The sequence below is a fragment of the Saccharopolyspora sp. NPDC045839 genome (assembly GCF_056431645.1).
Genome location: NZ_JBWKKH010000024.1, coordinates 25,440 through 42,922, shown reverse-complemented (window position 1 = coordinate 42,922; position 17,483 = coordinate 25,440). Strand labels below are relative to the sequence as shown.

The window sequence follows — 17,483 nt, the reverse complement described above, 5'->3', positions numbered from 1 at the left end:
CACAGTGTCGTGCTCATACTGCTCACCACTCGCTCGCTTACTGCTAAGAAATTCTGGAGGTCGCCCGATGACCGCTGCAGACGCCAAGGCCCACACCGGCCTGGAAGACCTGATCGACTCCTGCATCGCCTCGCGGGAGAGCCGGCACGAGGACTGGGACACCCTCGCGTTCCAGGCCAAGGCCGGCGACGAGTTCCGCCGCGCGCAGATCCGCTACATCGGTTCCGGCGCCACCGGCAACCACGAGGGCGACGGCCGCACGCTGCCGTCGGAGCACTTCACCTTCTCCAACATGCGCCTGCCGCTGGGCGCGATCGGCCCGGAGCACACCCACCACGACGTGGAGGAGGTGTTCTTCGTGCTGGAGGGGCAGCTCGAGGTCAGCGTCCACGACGTCGAGGACGGGATCAAGACCGCGACCCGCGTGCTCGGCTACCGCGACCTGATCCGGGTGCCCGCCGGGGTGCCGCGCAGCCTGAAGGCCATCGGCGACACCGACGCGCTGTTCTGCGTCGTCATCGGCGCCCAGAAGCCGCAGCTGCCGACCTACCCGGCAACCTCGCCGATGCACGGCGTCACCCGCGACTGAACCGAGTCCGCTTCGAAGTCCAAGCCGCCGGCGGTCGGCGCCGCATTGGAGAACAGACGTCAGTCGAGGAAGGCCCGGGGTGAGGAGCATGGCGCACGAGGTTCGGGTGCACAGCACGACGTGGCTGGCATCCGGTGTGGTGCAGGTGGAATTCCGCGATCCGGCCGGGACCGACCTCCCGGCGTGGGAACCGGGGGCGCACCTGGCACTGCGGTTGGCCAACGGGATGACGCGGGAGTACTCGCTGTGCGGCGACCCGGCCGACCGGCGCACCTGGACGGTCGCGGTGCTGCGCGAGCCGGACTCGCGCGGCGGCAGCAGCTGGGTGCACGAGCGGTTGACCGCGGGCACCCTGCTGACGGTCGACGGGCCGCGCAACAACTTCCCGCTGGAACCCGCCGAGCGCCACCTCCTCATCGCGGGCGGCATCGGCGTGACGCCGATGCGGGCCATGGCCGGCGAACTCGCCGACCGCGGCGCCGACTGGCGGATGCTCTACTGCGGACGGTCCCGCGAGAGCATGGCCTTCCTGCCGCAGTTGCAGGAGATCGGTGGTGACCGGGTCCGCGTCCACGCCGACGACGAGCACGGCGGGCCGCCGGACCTCGGTGCCGAACTCGCCGACCTGCCGCCCGGCGCGCTGGTGTACTGCTGCGGCCCCGAACCGCTGATCAACGCGGTCGAATCGGCATTGCCCGATCCGTCGGTGCTGCGCGTCGAGCGGTTCCGGGCGCCTGAGGTTCCCGCGTCCACTTCAGACGGAGGATTCGAGGTGGCCTGCAAGGCGTCCGGCACACGGGTGTTCGTCGGCCCGGACGTCTCGGTGCTCGACGCGCTGTCCGGCGCCGGGGTGCCGGTGCCGAGCTCCTGCCAGGAAGGCGTGTGCGGCACCTGCGAGACCAAGGTGCTCGGCGGCGAGCCGGAGCACCGCGATTTCGTGCTGAGCCAGGCGGAACGGGATGCCGGGGAAACGATGATGATCTGCGTGTCCCGCTGCCGTTCGGCCGAGCTGGTACTGGACTTGTGAACGAGTAGGGCAGCGCCCGGGAGCCGGTGCAGACCGGCCTGCTGCGCGCGGCCCCGCCCGACGCGAGCGGCGGGCGCGTGACCCGGCCCTGACCGACCTCGGCCGGGCGGCACTGCATTAGGGGCCGTTCCGGAATGGACCCGGGCAGGCGCACCCGACTCCGGCGGCGATTTCGCGCGAAAACGCCACCCCGCCCCCACGTGAAGTGTTGATTTCGCGCGAAATCGACGCCCAGACGGCCACGTCTCGCGCGTGCCCGTACCCCGCAGTCCGAAACGACCCATCAAAGATCCGGGTGCGCCGGTGTCCCGTTGGAAACACTGGAGGAGAACTGACATGTCGCTGACCTTGGAGCCGGTGCAGACCCGGCTCGGGCCCACCACGAGCTATGCGGATGCCTTCGCCGACGAACTGGAGGCGATCTACGGCCGGGGCGTGCACGACCTGCCCGGCATCGTGGCCGCGCTCAACGAGACCGGCGTCCGCCCGGCCGACGGCTCCGACTGGACCGAGCAGGCGTTCACCGCCGAGCTCGCCCGCCTCGGCGCGAAGGAGATCTGACGATGACCAGGCTGCGGAACGAGGAAGATATCCTGCTGCTCGGGCTGCGGGACCGCTGGTACCCGTTGTGCCCGTCGGGCCAGGTCCGGGCGGGCGAACTGACCCGGCTGGAGCGCGCGGGCGAGGAATTGCTGCTGTGGCGCGACAGTTCCGGTGTCGTGCACGTGCAGGAGGACCGGTGTCCGCACCGCTCCGCGCGGCTGTCGCTGGGCGTGCACATGGGCGACCGGATCGCCTGCAACTACCACGGTGTTCAGCTCGACGGCGACGGTGTCGTGGCCTCGGTGCCGGGCAGCCCGGGTTGCGCGCTGGAAGGCCGCAAGGCGTTGCGCACCTTCCCGGCGCAGGAGCACGCCGGGGCGATCTTCGCCTGGTTCGGCGCGGACGAGGCCGCCGAGCCGACTCCGCTGCAGGTGCCCGCGCCGATCGCCGGCGGCGAGTGGGACAACTTCCTCTGCTACGTCGAGTGGGACGCCTCCTACCTGCTCTCGCTGGACAACCTGCTCGACCCGATGCACGGCGCATTCCTGCACCGCAACAGCCACACCATGTTCACCGGGAAGCGGGAGGCGACGTTCCAGATCCGGGACACCGACACCGGTTTCGTGTTCGAGAAGACCGACCAGCGCGGCGTCAACTTCGACTGGTCGGAGTGGCTCGACACCGGCGGGCTGCAGTCGGTCACGCTGGACATCCCGTACCCGGACACCGCCGGGCCGGGCGGGCCGTTCACCATCGTCGCCTGCGTGACGGCGATCAACGAACGCCAGCACGCCGGGTTCTTCTGGCGCTGCCGCAAGGTCAGCGGCTGGCAGCGGGACAGCTGGCGGTTCCTGTACAAGAACCGGATCGAGGCACGGCACTGGCAGGTGCTGGAGCAGGACCGCGTCATGGCCGAGGTGATGCCCGAGGACGCCTGGGCGCGGGAGAACCTCTACCAGCACGACATCGCCCTCGTCCGGCTGCGCCGGATGCTGCGCGCAGAAGCCAAGCGCCAAGCCGCCGCCCGCGAACCCGCCCGCTGATCGTTCGTCTCCGAACCTCTTTTGCATGCCGGTGCCGGTGCGAGCTGCGAGGGCGGGCCAAGCGCCTCCGGTGCTTCGAATAAAGTCTCTGATTGGAGTCACACCATGCGATTCCCCGACGCCGAGCCGGTGGTGCGGCTCCGGTCGCTGCGGTCGGTCGGCCTGCGCATCGAGCGGTTCGCCGAGGCCGCCGAGTTCTACCACGAGGTCTGGGGCCTGACCCCGGTGGAGACCGACCGGGACGCCGCGTGGCTGCGCGGAACCGGCTCGGAACACCACATCGTCGAGCTGCGGCAGGCCGAGCAGAACGGGCTGGGCAAGATCGCGTTCGCGGTCGGGACGCCCGCCGAGATCGACGAGGCCGGTCGGCGGCTGACCGCGTGCGGCGTCCCGATGCTCGCCGAACCCGGCCCGCTGGACCAGATCGGCGGCGGCTACGGGCTGCGGTTCGTCGATCCCGAGGGTCGGCTGATCGAGCTGTCCTGCAACGTGGAAGCCGTCGTCGCGAAGGATCCCGACGGCCTGCCCGCGGTGCCGCGCAAGGTGGCGCACGTCGTGCTCAACACCGTCGACATCGACGCCGCCTGCGAGTTCTACACGCGCGTGCTGGGGATGCGGATCTCGGACTGGTCGGAGCACCAGATGGCGTTCCTGCGGTGCAATTCCGACCACCACGTGATCGCGTTCAACCAGGCGCAGTGGACCTCGGTCAACCACGTGGCCTACGAGATGCCGTCGATGGACCACTTCATGCGCGGCATCGGGCGGCTGAAGCACAACGGGATCACCCCGCTGTGGGGCCCGGGGCGGCACGGCCCGGGATCCAACACCTTCTCCTACTTCGCCGATCCGGCCGGACTCGTCTGCGAGTACACCTCCGACGTCGCACAGGTCGAGGAGGACGCCTGGCTGTGCCGAGTGTGGCGGCGCACCGCCGAGCTCTCCGACCAGTGGGGCACCGCGGGCCCGCCGTCCAAGGACGCGCGTGCGCACATGGCGGGCAAGCCCGACGCCGGTCACCGGGAGCTGGTGCGGGCATGAAGGTGGCGATCCTCGGCTGCGGCGCGATCGGCGGCGTCGTGGCGCGCGCGGTGCGGGACGGCGAGGTCCCGGGTGCCGATCTGGTCGGCGTCGTGCACGCCGAGCGCACCGACCCGCCGGGACTGCCGGTGCTGGACGTCGAAGCCGCCATCGAGCAGGCGGACCTGATCGTCGAGTGCGCGGGCCAGCGCGCGCTCGCCGAGCTCGGGCCGTCCATCGTGGCCGCCGGCACGGACCTGCTGGCGGTGTCCATCGGCGCGCTGGCCGATGACGCGCTGCTGGCGAAGCTGCGCGACACCGGACCCGGCCGGCTGCACCTGTGCAGCGGCGCGATCGGCGGTCTGGACGTGCTCGCGGCGGCCGCCCGGATGGGCGGGCTGTCGGCGGTGCGCATCGTGACCACCAAGAAGGCGCCCACGCTGATCCAGAAGTGGATGGACGAGCCCGCCGCGCAGCGGCTGCGCACCGCCGTCGAGCCGGTCGAGCTGATGCGCGCACCGGCCCGCGAGGTCACCGCCGCCTTCCCGGCCTCGGCCAACGTCGCGGCCTCGGTCGCGCTGGCGGTGGGGGACTGGGATCTGGTGGAGGCCGCCGTCGTCGCCGACCCGAAGGCTCCGCTGACCAGCCACGTGATCACCGCCGAAGGCGGCGCGGGCGACTACCGCTTCGAGGTCCGCAACCACCCGTCCCCGGCCAACCCGGCCACCAGCGGTGTGGTTCCGCACGCGGTGCTGGCCGCCGTGGGCCGGCTCGCCGCGCCGACCGGAGCGTTCGCATGATCCGGACGATGGTGTCCGATGTGGACTTCGTGGTGGCGGGCAGCGGCACGCCGCTGGTGCTGCTGCACGGCATCGGCGGTGCCGCCGATGCGTTCGACGCGCAGCTGTCCGGGCTGGCCGGCGACCACCGGGTCATCGCCTGGGACGCGCCCGGCTACGGCGGCTCGGCCGACCTGCCCGGCGAACCTGACCTGGACGCGTACGCAGACGCGGTCGTGTCGGCGCTGCGCGGGCTGGACGCCGAACCGGCGCACCTGCTCGGGGTTTCCTGGGGCGGGGTGATCGCGACGCGGGTGGCGATCAAGGCACCGGAGGTGCTGCGGTCGCTGATCCTCGCCGACTCCTCGCGCGGCTCGGGCCGGACGGCCGACGGCCGGAAGGCGATGGCGGCGCGGGTCCGGGAGCTCACCACCCGCGGCGCGGACGCGTTCGCGGCCGCCCGCGGACCGCGCCTGGTGGCGCCCGGTGCGGACGCGGCGGTGCGGGAGCGGGTCGTGGCGCTGATGTCGCGGGTCCGGCCGCGCGGCTACCGCAACGCCGCCCGGGTGATGGCGGCGACCGACCATTCGGCGCAGCTGGCGGTGATCACCACGCCGACGCTGGTGGTCGTCGGCGGCGAGGACGCCGTGACCGGCGTGGCCGAAAGCCGGGTGCTGGCCGAGCAGATCCCCGACGCCCGGCTGGTCGAGATCCCCGGCGCCGGGCATGCCGCCAACCAGGAGCGCCCCGCCGAGTTCAACGCGGCGGTGCGGGCGTTCCTGGCCGAACTCGACACCAGGGGAGGAGTGCTGTGACGCTCACCGGACGACTGGTCGTGGTCACCGGCGCCGGCCGCGGCCTGGGGCTCGCGATCGCCCACGATCTCGCCGCCGCCGGGGCGCATCTCGTGATCGCCGAGCGGAACCCCGGCTTCGCCGCCGCCGCGACCGCCGAACTCGCCGAGCACGGCGTTCCGGTGCACCGCGTGGACACCGACGTGTCCGACGCCGACTCGGTGCAGCGGCTCGCCGACCGGGTCGCCGAGCTCGGCGGTGCCTATGGGGTGGTCAACAACGCGGCGCTGGCCGACGGCGTCGGCGGGAAGCACTTCCACGACATCGAACCCGACGAGTTCGACCGGATCATGTCGGTCAACCTGCGCGGCACCTGGCTGGTTTCGAAGGCGCTCTACCCGCAGCTGCGGGCCAGGGGAGACGGCCGGATCCTCAACATCGCCTCGGACGTCGCGTTCTACGGCCCGCCCCGGCTGATGCACTACGTGGCCTCCAAGGGCGCGATCGTGGCCATGACGCGCGCGATGGCCCGCGACGCCGGGCCCGACGGGATCACCGTGAACGCCGTCGCCCCGGGCATCACCGAATGCGAGGCCACCCAGGCCGTTCCGGCCGAACGGCACGAGCTGTACCGGAAGAACCGCGCGCTCGCCCGGCCGCAGCAACCCGAGGACCTCGTGGGCGCGGTGCGGTTCCTGCTGTCCGACGCGGCCGCGTACATCACCGGCCAGACGCTGCTCGTGGACGGCGGCTTCGTCTGCCGATGAGGAGGAAACGATGGATCTTGGGTTGACCGGCCGCACCGTGGTGGTGACCGGCGCGAGTTCCGGCGTCGGCCTGGCCACCACCAAGATGCTGCTCGCGGAGGGGGCCAACGTCGCCGCTTGCGCACGCGACGCCGACCGGCTGACGGCCGCGCTGGACGGGCTGCCGGTGCACATCGGCGCCTGCGACGTCCTGGACGAAGCGGCCGTGCAGGAGTTCGTCGCGCGGGCGGCCGAGGTATTCGGCGGGATCGACGGCGTGGTCAACAACGCCGGGCGTTCCCTGATGGCGCGGCTGTCCGAAACCGCCGACCGGCAGTGGCGCGATGAGCTGGAGCTGAAGATCTTCAGCGTCCTGAACGTGATCCGGGCCGCGCAGCCGTGGCTGCGCGCTTCCGACGCCGCATCGGTGGTCAACATCAACGCGATCCTGGCGCGGCAGCCCGAAGCGCGCCTGGCGGCCACCTCGGCGGCGCGGGCCGCGCTGCTCAACCTGACCAAGACGCTCGCCGGTGAGCTCGCCGCCGACGGGATCCGGGTCAACTCGGTGTGCCTCGGCCTGATCGACACGGGGCAGTGGCGCCGCCGATACGAGCAGTCCGGCTCCGCATCGGACTTCGCCGCGTGGAGCGCGGAACTGGCCGCCGACCGCGGCATCCCGCTGGGACGGCTGGGCACCGCCGACGAGGTCGCCTTCCCGATCGCGTCGCTGCTCTCCCCGCGCGCCTCCTACATCACCGGCTCCGCCGTCGACGTCGGCGGCGGCATCGCCCGCTACCTCTGAGCCCCCCGGTCGTGGGTGCGAAAGCGGCTTTCGCACGCACGAGAGAAAGGACTGTCATGCCCAGTACCAACGGCGGCGATCTGCTCGTCCAGGTCATGCGCGACAACGGCGTCGACACCGCCTTCGGCGTGGTCAGTGTGCACAACCTGCCCCTGGTGGAGGCGGTGAGCCGGGAACTGCGGTTCGTCCCGGTGCGCCACGAAGCGGCGGCGGTCAACGCCGCCGACGGCTACGCCCGGGCGACCGGCGGCCTCGGGGTGGCGATCACCAGCACCGGCACCGGCGCGGGCAACGCGGCCGGCGCGATGGTCGAGGCGCTGACCGCGGGCAGCCGGGTGCTGCACGTGACCGGCCAGATCGACTCGCCGTTCCTCGGACAGGGCCGCGGCGTCATCCACGAGACCAAGGACCAGGCCGCGATGCTCGCCGCCGTGTCCAAGCATGCCGCCACGGTGACCTCGTCCGATGCGGCGGAATCCGCGCTCCGCCAAGCGGTTCGCAGTGCCTTGTCGCTCCCTTGTGGACCGTCGAGCGTGGAATGGCCGATCGATCTCCAGTACGCCGGGCAGCGGCTCCGGGCAGCTCCCGCTGAGCAGGGCGAGGCCGTGCCGCCGGTCGATCCGGGGGCGGTGCGCCGCGCCGCCGAGATCATCCGGAGCGCCGAGCGGCCGATCCTGTGGGTCGGCGGCGGTGGCACCGGCGCGGGCGAGTGCGTTCGCGAGCTGGCGGAGCTGCTCGGGGCGGGAGTGCTGACCAGCAACTCCGGCCGCGGCAGCGTGCCGGAGGACCACGAGCTGGTGATCGGCAACTTCGCCGCCAACCCCGAGGCCGGGCCGCTGCTCGCCGAGGCCGACCTGCTGATCTCCATCGGAACGCACTTCCGCTCCAACGAAACCAGGCACTACGCGCTGGAACTGCCCCGCAACCACGTGCAGATCGACGTCGATCCGGCGGCGATCGGCCGCGTCCACCCGGCCGAGGTCGGCTTGACCGGCGCAGCGGAGCAGGTGCTCCCGCAGCTGCTCACCGAGCTGACCGGTGCGGTGGGCGCCGGGCCCGGCTGGCGCGAGAAGGTCACCGGCACCCGCGCTCGGGTGCGCGCGCACCTGCGCGCGGCGATCGGCAAGTACGCGCTGATCTGCGATGCGATGCGGCAGGAACTGCCGGCCGAGTCGGTGATCGCGCGGGACGTGACGATCCCGTCCAGCCAGTGGGGCAACAGGCTGCTGGAGATCTACCGGCCGAACACCAACGTCTTCCCGGTCGGCGGCGGCATCGGGCAGGGCTTGGCCACCGGCATCGGCGCGGCGATCGGCGCGCCGGAGGCGCCGACCGTGGTGTTCGCCGGGGACGGCGGACTCGCGGTGCACCTCGGCGAGCTCGCCACGCTGGCCCAGGAGCGGCCGTGGCTGGTGCTGGTGGTGTTCAACGACGGCGGCTACGGCGTGCTGCGCAACATGCAGGACAAGCATGCGGGCAGGCGCTCCGGCGTCGACCTGTTCACGCCGGACTTCGGAGGCCTGGCCGACGCGCTGGACCTGCCGTACGCGCTGGTCAACAGGGCGGAATCGTTCGCCGAGGCGTTCGCCAAGGCGGTGGCGGAGCACCGCCCGTTCCTGCTCGAAGTCGACGTCACCGCGCTCGAACCGACGCCGTCGCCGTTCGTGCCCCCGGTCCACGTGCCCAGCTGAACAGGATCCGAGATGCCTGCCGAACCGGCCAGCCAAGACCACCACCACGCCCACGGGCCCGCCAACCGGGGCCGCCGGGTGCTGCGCACCGCAGCACCGCTGTTCGTGCGGTTCCCGCGAACCCGCCCGCGCACGGCCGTGATCGTGCTGCACGACGCCTACGGGCTGACCGAGCCGATCGAGCACTGCTGCCGGGCGCTGGCCCGGAGCGGGCACGTCGCGGTCGCCCCCTACCTGTACTACGAGACCGGCGGCAAGGAATTCCGCCCGGAGAACGAGGAAACCGCGCGGGCCGCGATGTCGCTGCTGGCGGCCGACGACCTCGCCGCGGACATCACCGGGGCCCTCGACCACCTGGCCTCCCGGCTCGGCATCCCCGCCCGCGCGACCGGCGCGCTCGGGGTGGGGGAGACCGGCCCGCTCGCGACCCGGGCCGCCGCCGAACACGACCTGGCCGCGGCGGTCGAGTGCGATCCGCTCGACGAGTCCCCGGCCGCCGACCCCGCCCGGGCGATCCGGCTCCTCGACGCCCGGATGCCCTGATCCCATCGGCCCCACCGGTCGCCTCCCGACCCGGGGAGGCGCGAAACGCGAGTCCACCGCGCTCGCCGAACCTCCCGGCAACTACCGTTCCATGCCACGCACTCGTGGCATGCGTGTCCCAACGAAGGAGGGACGCATGAGCATCACGGCCCCCGACCACACCGTCCAGCAGGACGTCGCCGCCCGCCTGGAGCGGCTGCCAATGTCGCGCTGGCACGTCAGCGTGCGGCTGATCATCGGCGTCGTCACGTTCTTCGAGGCGTTCGACCAACTGCTCATCGCCTTCTCGCTGCCCGAGATCTCCCGCGAGTGGGGCCTGTCCACGGCAGGCGCCACCGCGACCCTGACCGTCGGCTCGATCGGCATGCTGCTCGGGGCGCTCGCCTCCGGCTGGCTCGCCGACCGCATCGGCCGGGTCCGGGTGATCACGCTGTGCCTGGTGATCACCGCGCTCGGCAACCTGGGCATGGCGCTGAGCCCGGCGCTGCTGCCGTTCCTGATCCTGCGGTTCATCCAGGGGCTCGCCATCGGCGGCGAGGTGCCCACCGCGGCGTCCTACATCGCCGAGCTCAGCCGGGCCAAGCGCCGCGGCCGGTTCGTGCTGATGTACGAGGTGGTCTTCCCGGCCGGGCTGACCGTCGGCGCGCTGGCGTCGGCGTGGATCGTGCCGAACTGGGGCTGGCGCACGCTGTTCCTGATCGCCGCGATCCCCGGCGTCGCCGCGTTCTTCCTGCAGCGCCGGGTGCCCGAGTCGCCGCGTTGGCTGGCCGCCCGCGGCAGGTCCGCCGAGGCTCAGGAGGTGATGGCGCGGATCGAGGAGAACGTCCGCCGCTCCACCGGCCGGGACCTGCCGCCGCCCGCACCGGCTCCCGCGGTCGCCGGCGCGGAGTCCGCGCGCACCGGCGCGCTGCGCGACCTGTTCACCGGTCGCTACCGGCGCCGAACCCTGGTGGTCTGGACGATCTGGTTCGTCGGCTACCTGGCCAACTACGGGCTCACCTCGTGGCTGCCGACGCTCTACAAGCAGGTGTTCGGCCTGCCGACCGACGTCTCGCTCTGGTACAGCACCCTGGCGTCGGTGGCCGGGCTGGCCGGCTGCGTGCTGGCGGCGCTGACCATCGACCGGCTCGGCCGGCGGATGGTGCTGAGCATCGGGCTCGGCGGCACCACGGTGGCGATGGGCGTGCTGGCGGTGCTCGGCGCGAACTCCGCAGGGCAGCTGGCGGTGTTCTCCGCGTTCGCGGCGATGTTCAGCTTCGCGGCCAACATCAGCCTCTACCTCTACACGCCGGAGCTCTACCCGACCCGCAGCCGGGCGCTCGGTTGCAGCCTGGGCGGCGTCCTCAACCGGCTGGGCATCATCACCGGCCCGATCCTGGTCGCCCTGGTCTACGCGGGCGGCACGGGTCTGTCGACGGTGTTCCTGCTGATCGGCGGCATCACCCTCGTCGGGACGCTCGTCACCGCGGTGTTCGCCGAGGAGACCAAGGGGCGCACGCTCGAAGAGCTTTCGCCGTGACGATGCCGACCGGCGGTGGCAGGTCGTTTCAAGACCGGCCCGGCGGGTAGTTCACCAACGGCCCTGCCGCGTTCGCGCGGCAGGGCCGTTCGCACGGGGCGCAGTGTCCGAACAGGACAGAACGCGGTCAGCCGATGGCGTCGAGGAACGTTCGGCGGGCTTCGGAGTCGGTGTGCTGGGGCCAGCGGGCTTGGAGGGGCCCTCGACCGGTAGAGGTCTGCACGACGACCTTCGCGCCGCAGGAGGGGGACAGTCCGCTGTGGATCAAGAGCGGGCGGTGTCCGGTTCGGCGGCGCGGAGCAGGCTGTCGCGGGGGGAGGCAGCAGGGAGGCGCGTTCGCGCGACGCCGCATGCGCGAAGGCCTGGCACAGCAGGGCGTCGACCGTGTCGAAGTAGTGGCTGATGAGCCCGGGTCGGACCGCCAGCTCGTCGGCGACCGCCTTCATGGTGACCCGCTCGAGCCCCTGCTCGAGGGCGAGGCGGACCGCGGCCTCCAGGATTGGCGCGCCAGTAGTGTTGTACTAACTCGGGGTATTCCTTCCGTAGCAGCTGTGAGGACACGCCTTTGAGGCTGTTGACGAGCTTCGAGAGGGTGACCTTGGTTGGGAAGTTGACTAGCAGGTGCACGTGGTCGCCTTCGCCGTTGAACTCGGCTAACTCCACTTCGAAGTCCGTACACACCTGCTGCATGCCATGCGCCTCAGGTGGGTGTCGGTGAAGACCTTATGCCGGTACTTGGTAACGAAAACCAAGTGTGCGTGAAGGATGAAGCAGCAGTGACGACCTGTACGAAGGCCTGTGTCGAGCTCCATAACCCAAGATCATATGATCTTGGGGTGCGGCTTCGATATTCCTTCCGTCTTTACCCGACGCCGGGCCAGCAAACCGCGCTGGCGCGGGCGTTCGGGTGCGCGAGGTGGTGTACAACGACGCCGTACGTGCACGCCAGGACGCGCACAAGGCGGGTGGGAAAGCCCCTTCGGCAGGCGAGTTGTCCAAGAAGCTGATCACTGATGCGAAGAACACCCCGGAACGTGCCTGGCTGTCGCAGGTGTCCGCGGTGGTGCTCCAGCAGGCGTTACGGGACTGCGACCAGGCGCTGAAGAACTTTTTCGACTCGATCAGCGGCGAGCGCGCTGGGCGGAAGATGGGCGTACCCCGGTTCAAGACCCGCCGCGACCGGCGGCAGGCGATCCGGTTCACCGCGAACGCCCGCTGGAACATCACCCCGGGCGGGAAGCTGCGGTTACCGAAGATCGGCGACATCCCGGTCACCTGGTCGCGCACATTGCCGTCGAAACCATCATCGGTGACGGTGATCAAGGACGCCGCTGGTCGGTACTTTGCCTCGTTCGTCATCGACACCACCCCAGAGCCCCTCACCGAGGCGGCACCGGATGTAGGCATCGACCTGGGCCTGAATCATTTCGCGGTGCTCTCGGATGGCACGAAGATCACTGCACCTAAGTTCTTGCGCCACGCGGAAAAGAAGCTCAAGCGTGCACAACAAGCCTTGTCTCGGAAGGAGAAAGACAGCAGCAACCGGGAGAAAGCACGGGTCAAGGTCGCTCGCACACATGCGCGGGTAGCGGACGCGCGCCGAGAGTTCCACCACCAGCTGTCCACCCAGTTGATTCGCGAGAACCAAGCAATCGCGGTGGAGAACCTGGCGGTATCAGGACTGGCGCGTACCCGCCTGGCCAAGTCCGTGCACGACGCCGGATGGTCACAGTTCGTGGCAATGCTCGAATACAAAGCAGCCGTGTACGGGCGCACTTTGATCCGGATCGGCCGATTCGTGCCCACCAGCCAGGTGTGTTCGAACTGCAAGGTGAAAGACAGCCGAAAGCCACTTCACGTCCGCACCTGGCAGTGCCAGTCATGTGGGGTGTGGCTGGACCGTGATATCAACGCGGCGGTCAACGTCGCGAAGGCCGCTGGACTAGCGGTCACAGCCTGCGGAGCGAAGGTAAGACCACCCGCCTGTGTGGGGGCACATCGCGATGAAGCAGGAACCCACCGAAGCGACTGGGTGAGCGCGAAGTCCCGCGCTGCCCGGCGCGGTAGGAATCACCCCCGTTCACAGGGGCGAGGATGTCAACTGAGCTTCGTGGTCGGGGCGACCACGATCCTGATGGGACTGGGCCTCGCGGAGTCCATCGCGGTCATCGTCGCGGGGAACCTGCTGTGGTTCATCACCGGCTTCATCTCCATCAGCGGGCCCGCCGCGGGCACCACCGGCTCGGTCATCTCGCGCGCCATGTACGGGGTGCTCGGCAACAAGGTCGTCATCGCGATCACCGGGTGGCTGACCTCGGCCCTGTACCTCGCGCTGAACTGGTCCGCCGCGTCGGTCGCGGGCATCGGCCTGGCCGGGCGACTCGGGCTGCCGGACTCGGCGGCGGTGGACGCCGCCGTGATCTGCGCGATCGCGGCCGCGACGATCCTGATCGCCATCTACGGCCACGCCACGATCGTCCGCCTCTACACCGCGCTCACCGTCGTCCTGACCATCGTGTTCCTCGTGGTCTCCGCCCTCGTCGTGGCCCGCGCCGACTGGAGCTACGCCCCGGCCGAACCGCTCACCGGCTTCTCGCACGTCGTGGTGCTGGCGGCCGCGTTCACGATCGTCGCCTCGACGCCCCTGTCGTACGCCAACAGCCCGGACCTGGCCCGGTACCTGCCCCGGTCGACCAGCGGCACGGCCGTCACCTGCTGGGCCGCCGCCGGCGGGATCGTGCCCAGCATCGTGTTCACCTCCGTCGGCGCCCTGGCGGCGACGGAGGTGGACATGAGCGATCCCCAGGCCGCGCTGGAGAGCGTCATGCCCGCCCGGTTCGCCCCGGTCTTCGTCATCGCCGTCGTGGTGAACGCGATGGCCAACAACGGCATGACGGCCTACAGCGCCGGACTGTGCATGCAGTCCATCGGGGTGCGCCTGCCGCGCGTTCCCGCCGTGCTCGTCGTCGGCGTCATCGGCACCGCGATGACGCTCTTCGCGATCCTCGTCTTCGACTTCCTCACCGCCGTGAACACCATGTTCGAACTGGTCGTCGTCATCACCGGCCCGTGCATGGCCGTCTACGCCACCGACGTCGTCCTGCGCCGCAACCGGTACGACGGCGTCGCGCTCCACGACCAGACCAGGAGCGGCCCCTTCTGGTACCGGGGCGGGGTGAACTGGGCCGGCGCGCTGGCCACCGCCGCCGGCGTGCTCGCGGCGATGCTCTGCGCCAGCTCCAGCTCGTTCGTCGGTCCCGTCTCCGCCGCCATGGACGGCCTGAACCTCGCGCTGCCCGTCGGGATCACCGGTTCCGCCGTCCTCTACTGGATCCTCTCCCGCGCCTTCCGCACCATTCCGTCCGCAGTGAACTGATCAGGAACGACATGACCGCCGATCGCATCGTGCGCGCCGCGCACATCGAGAACCTCGACCGCGAGCCGGGCCAACGCGCCCACGTCATCGCCATCGCCGACGGCACCATCCTCGCCGTCGGCGGCGACGAGATCCTGGAGACCCACCGGGGATCCGGCACGGTCGTCCACGACTTCCCCGGCGCGACCGTCCTCCCGGGCCTGACGGACGCGCACGCCCATCCCGTGTGGGGATCCATCGAGCTCGGCCGCGGCTTGGACCTCGGCGCGGCACGCGCGCTGGACGAGGTCTTCGCGCTGATCGCCGAGCACCTCGCGGACCTGCCCGACGGGGCCTGGGCGGTGGGCTTCGACCTCGACATCAACGTGTTCGACGGCGAGCCGTCCGGGAACGTGCTCGGGGAGCGGTTCCCGGGCGTCCCCGTCTCCCTGATGACCCGGGACGCCCACGCCCTCGTGGTCAGCCCGCGCGTGATCGAGCTGGCCGGGATCACCGGGGCCGAGACCTTCGACGACGCCTCCCGGATCGCCACCGATGCCGACGGGCGACCGACCGGGTTCGTCGTCGAGCTCCGGGCGATGGACCTGATCTTCGCCCACTACCCGGAAATCCCCGTCCCGACCGCGGCCCGGTACGTGTCCGAGCAGCTGCACCGGCTGGCCGCGGCGGGGCTGACCGGGCTGCACGCGATGGACTTCGACGAGCCGTCCGAGGCCGTGTACCGGCAGATCGAGGCGGCGGGCGACCTTCCCCTGCGCGTGCGCTGCGCGCCGCTGGTCGCGGCCGACTCCGGGCGCGAGGCGTGGGAGGTGGTCGCCGCGCAGCAGGCCCTGTCCGGGCGGCGGTGGTCGGTCGAGGGCGCGAAGTTCATGCTCGACGGCACGGCGGACAACGGTTCCGCCTGGTTCGAGCACCCCGACGTGCACGGGCAGAACCGCCGTCCGCTGTGGAAGGACCTCGACGCCTACCGGGACGCCGTCCGCTTCTTCACCGAACGCGGCATCCCCACCGCCACCCACGCCATCGGCGACCAGGCCGTCCGGTTCGCGCTCGACGTGATCGAGGAGGCCGGCCATCCCGCGGCCGGGCCGCCGCACCGCATCGAGCACGTCGAATCGATCCCCGACGACCTGCTCGACCGGTTCGCCGAACTCGGCGTGGTCGCCAGCCTGCAGCCCGTCCACGGGACGCGGATGACCGATCCCGGCCAGAACGACAACTGGTCGCGCCGCATCGGCCCCGAACGCGTGGCCCACGGCTGGCGCACCCGGGACCTCATCGACCACGGCGTCACCGTGGCCCTCGGATCCGACTGGCCGATCGGCGTCGGCGATCCGCGCGTCGCCCTGGCCGACGCCCAGCTCCGCCGCCCCGTGGACGAGCCCGACGCGCTCCCGGTCCAGCCGGGCCAGCGCATCACCGCGCGCGAAGCCCACGCGGGCATGACCCGTGCCACCGCGATCGCCGCCGGGGCGGACGACCGCCTGGGCCGCATCGCACCCGGGTACCTCGCGGACCTGACCGTCTTCGCCGAGAACCCGCTGACCCTGTCGCCGGAACGGCAAGCGACCAACCCGATCCTCGCGACCGTCGTCGACGGCGCCGTCCTCCACGCAGCCAAGGAGCACCACGGGAAATGACCGACAGCACCTTCGAGCGGCCCGCCACCCGTCTCCGCATCGCGGTCGACGAGGCGGATCCGCGAGCCCGCGGCCGGGCGCGCGGACGTCAGCTGGCGACCGCGCTTCCCGGCGCCATCGACACCTACGACCGCCTCTTCGCAGCGGGGAGCATCGAGGAGGACACCGTTCGCGCGGATGCCGACCGCGCGCTGGACGCCATCGCCGCGTTCCGCCCCCGGCTCGCCGAGCAGATCGAGGGCATCGCCGCCGGTGCGGGCGTCGAGACGTGGCGGGTGGCGGCCCTGAACGCGCGCACCGAGATCCTCGCGCGCAGCCGCACAGTGCCCCCGGGCGAATGCTCCACCATCGTGCGGGACACCGGCGCCGGAGCGATCCTCGGCGTGCAGACCTGGGATTGGCACGTCGAACTCGGCCCGTACTGGCACACCATCGACTCCGCGGGCGGCACGCACCGCTACGCCGGGATCACCGAGCACGGCATCCTCGCCAAGATCGGCGTCAACGACGCCGGGCTCGCGCTCCACTTCAACATCCTCGGCCACCGCGACGATCGCGTCGGCGGCATCCCCGTGCACGTCCTCGCCGCATGCGTCCTCGAAGAGGCCGGAAGCGTCGAGCACGCACGGGAACTCCTGCGCGAGGCGCCCATCGCGTCCTCCGGTTCCTTCGCGCTGTTCGACACCGCGCGGGCGGTCCTCCTCGACATCAGCCCCGAAGGCATCTTCGAGGTGCCGGAGGTCGTGCCCGGGACTTGGTTGCGCACCAACCACTTCCTCACCCCGGCGCCCGCCGCGCACGAGAAGTCCTGGCTGTACCAGCCCGATTCGGGGGAGCGCTTCGCCTTCCTCCAGGACAGGCTCGCCCGCACCCGGCCGCGGAGCGCCGGTGAGCTCGTCGGCCAGCTCATCACCGGCCCCGGAGAACCGCCCGTGACCTGCAACCCGGACCTGGGCAAGGAGTTCGGCCAGCGCTGGGCCAGCCTCGCCACGATCATGCTCGACCCCGCCCGCCGCACCGCCCGGATCCTCGACGGAACCCCGGCGGAGCACGACAGCCGCCCCTGGTACGAGCTGCAGTGCTAGTGCCGGGCGTCTTCTGCGTTTCGAGGGGGCGTTTCAGAGTCGGGCTGCGGGCGCGTGCGAGACGTGTCCGCCTGGTGCGCGGGGCGCCGTTTTCGCGCGAAACCGGCGGTCCTCGTGAGGGCGGGGCGCCGCTTTCGCGCGAAAACGGCGGCTTGTCAGGCGTCGGGCGCCTTCGTGGCGGGCTCGTCCGGAACCTTCCTGAAGCGACCCCTGAGTGGACCGAAGGTCGCGCCGGGTCGGTTGGAGGTGTCGAGGAAGGCTCGGCGAGGTTCGGTGTGCTGTCCTC

General features: G+C 71.3%; 16 protein-coding genes and 3 pseudogenes. 17 read left to right on the top strand and 2 right to left on the bottom strand.

Features of this window, described 5'->3' with window-relative positions; all coding sequences use genetic code 11:
* Window positions 1–67 precede the first annotated feature (67 nt).
* The 12 genes from AC07EQ_RS28535 to AC07EQ_RS28480 all read left to right on the top strand — a co-directional run bounded on the left by AC07EQ_RS28535 (window position 68) and on the right by AC07EQ_RS28480 (window position 11,096).
* Window positions 68–589 carry a cupin domain-containing protein gene (locus AC07EQ_RS28535; RefSeq protein ID WP_478390954.1) on the top strand — a complete coding sequence of 174 codons (522 nt, stop codon included), beginning with the start codon at window positions 68–70 and terminating at the stop codon, window positions 587–589.
* 88 nt (window positions 590–677) lie between these two features.
* Window positions 678–1,616, top strand: coding sequence for a PDR/VanB family oxidoreductase (locus tag AC07EQ_RS28530; RefSeq protein ID WP_478390953.1), 939 nt, complete (start codon window positions 678–680; stop codon window positions 1,614–1,616).
* 336 nt (window positions 1,617–1,952) lie between these two features.
* Complete coding sequence (locus AC07EQ_RS28525) at window positions 1,953–2,177, top strand: recombinase-like helix-turn-helix domain-containing protein (protein WP_478390952.1); 225 nt, start codon at window positions 1,953–1,955, stop codon at window positions 2,175–2,177.
* Window positions 2,178–2,179: 2 nt separating this feature from the next.
* Window positions 2,180–3,202, top strand: coding sequence for a Rieske 2Fe-2S domain-containing protein (locus tag AC07EQ_RS28520; RefSeq protein ID WP_478390951.1), 1,023 nt, complete (start codon window positions 2,180–2,182; stop codon window positions 3,200–3,202).
* A gap of 105 nt (window positions 3,203–3,307) precedes the next feature.
* Window positions 3,308–4,243 carry a VOC family protein gene (locus AC07EQ_RS28515; protein WP_478390950.1) on the top strand — a complete coding sequence of 312 codons (936 nt, stop codon included), beginning with the start codon at window positions 3,308–3,310 and terminating at the stop codon, window positions 4,241–4,243.
* A complete protein-coding gene (locus AC07EQ_RS28510; RefSeq protein WP_478390949.1) occupies window positions 4,240–5,022 on the top strand; it encodes an aspartate dehydrogenase domain-containing protein in 783 nt (260 codons plus the stop codon). The genes AC07EQ_RS28515 and AC07EQ_RS28510 overlap by 4 nt, the downstream gene beginning before the upstream one ends.
* The gene (locus tag AC07EQ_RS28505) at window positions 5,019–5,816 is read left to right on the top strand and encodes an alpha/beta fold hydrolase (protein WP_478390948.1); all 798 of its coding nucleotides are present in this window, start codon (window positions 5,019–5,021) and stop codon (window positions 5,814–5,816) included. The genes AC07EQ_RS28510 and AC07EQ_RS28505 overlap by 4 nt, the downstream gene beginning before the upstream one ends.
* Window positions 5,813–6,562, top strand: a complete 750-nt coding sequence (locus AC07EQ_RS28500; RefSeq protein ID WP_478390947.1) for a 3-oxoacyl-ACP reductase family protein — start codon at window positions 5,813–5,815, stop codon at window positions 6,560–6,562. Before AC07EQ_RS28505 ends, AC07EQ_RS28500 begins: the two co-directional genes overlap by 4 nt.
* A gap of 10 nt (window positions 6,563–6,572) precedes the next feature.
* Window positions 6,573–7,343, top strand: coding sequence for an SDR family oxidoreductase (locus AC07EQ_RS28495; protein WP_478390946.1), 771 nt, complete (start codon window positions 6,573–6,575; stop codon window positions 7,341–7,343).
* 56 nt (window positions 7,344–7,399) lie between these two features.
* Window positions 7,400–9,034 carry a thiamine pyrophosphate-binding protein gene (locus AC07EQ_RS28490; RefSeq protein WP_478390945.1) on the top strand — a complete coding sequence of 545 codons (1,635 nt, stop codon included), beginning with the start codon at window positions 7,400–7,402 and terminating at the stop codon, window positions 9,032–9,034.
* A gap of 12 nt (window positions 9,035–9,046) precedes the next feature.
* Window positions 9,047–9,577: a dienelactone hydrolase family protein gene (locus AC07EQ_RS28485; RefSeq protein WP_478390944.1), complete on the top strand. Its 531-nt coding sequence runs from the start codon at window positions 9,047–9,049 to the stop codon at window positions 9,575–9,577.
* Between the two features lie 136 nt (window positions 9,578–9,713).
* Window positions 9,714–11,096 (top strand): MFS transporter, encoded by a 1,383-nt coding sequence (locus tag AC07EQ_RS28480; RefSeq protein WP_478390943.1) that lies wholly within the window; start codon window positions 9,714–9,716, stop codon window positions 11,094–11,096.
* A 380-nt stretch (window positions 11,097–11,476) separates the two neighbouring features.
* On the opposite strand, the pseudogene AC07EQ_RS28475 reads toward AC07EQ_RS28480, so the two are convergent.
* A pseudogene (locus AC07EQ_RS28475) lies at window positions 11,477–11,593 on the bottom strand (helix-turn-helix domain-containing protein); the annotation flags it as partial.
* A gap of 67 nt (window positions 11,594–11,660) precedes the next feature.
* Window positions 11,661–11,786: pseudogene (locus tag AC07EQ_RS28470) on the bottom strand (IS200/IS605 family transposase); the annotation flags it as partial.
* A 35-nt stretch (window positions 11,787–11,821) separates the two neighbouring features.
* Here AC07EQ_RS28470 and AC07EQ_RS28465 point away from each other — a divergent pair.
* The 5 genes and pseudogenes from AC07EQ_RS28465 to AC07EQ_RS28445 all read left to right on the top strand — a co-directional run bounded on the left by AC07EQ_RS28465 (window position 11,822) and on the right by AC07EQ_RS28445 (window position 17,197).
* Complete coding sequence (locus AC07EQ_RS28465; protein ID WP_478391038.1) at window positions 11,822–12,103, top strand: helix-turn-helix domain-containing protein; 282 nt, start codon at window positions 11,822–11,824, stop codon at window positions 12,101–12,103.
* A pseudogene (locus AC07EQ_RS28460) lies at window positions 12,004–12,969 on the top strand (RNA-guided endonuclease InsQ/TnpB family protein); the annotation flags it as partial. The gene AC07EQ_RS28465 and the pseudogene AC07EQ_RS28460, both read left to right, overlap by 100 nt.
* A 237-nt stretch (window positions 12,970–13,206) precedes the next feature.
* Window positions 13,207–14,472, top strand: coding sequence for a purine-cytosine permease family protein (locus tag AC07EQ_RS28455; RefSeq protein WP_478391037.1), 1,266 nt, complete (start codon window positions 13,207–13,209; stop codon window positions 14,470–14,472).
* An 11-nt stretch (window positions 14,473–14,483) separates the two neighbouring features.
* Window positions 14,484–16,112 carry an amidohydrolase gene (locus AC07EQ_RS28450; protein ID WP_478390942.1) on the top strand — a complete coding sequence of 543 codons (1,629 nt, stop codon included), beginning with the start codon at window positions 14,484–14,486 and terminating at the stop codon, window positions 16,110–16,112.
* Window positions 16,109–17,197, top strand: coding sequence for a C45 family autoproteolytic acyltransferase/hydolase (locus AC07EQ_RS28445; RefSeq protein WP_478390941.1), 1,089 nt, complete (start codon window positions 16,109–16,111; stop codon window positions 17,195–17,197). Before AC07EQ_RS28450 ends, AC07EQ_RS28445 begins: the two co-directional genes overlap by 4 nt.
* The last annotated feature ends 286 nt before the right edge of the window (window positions 17,198–17,483 follow it).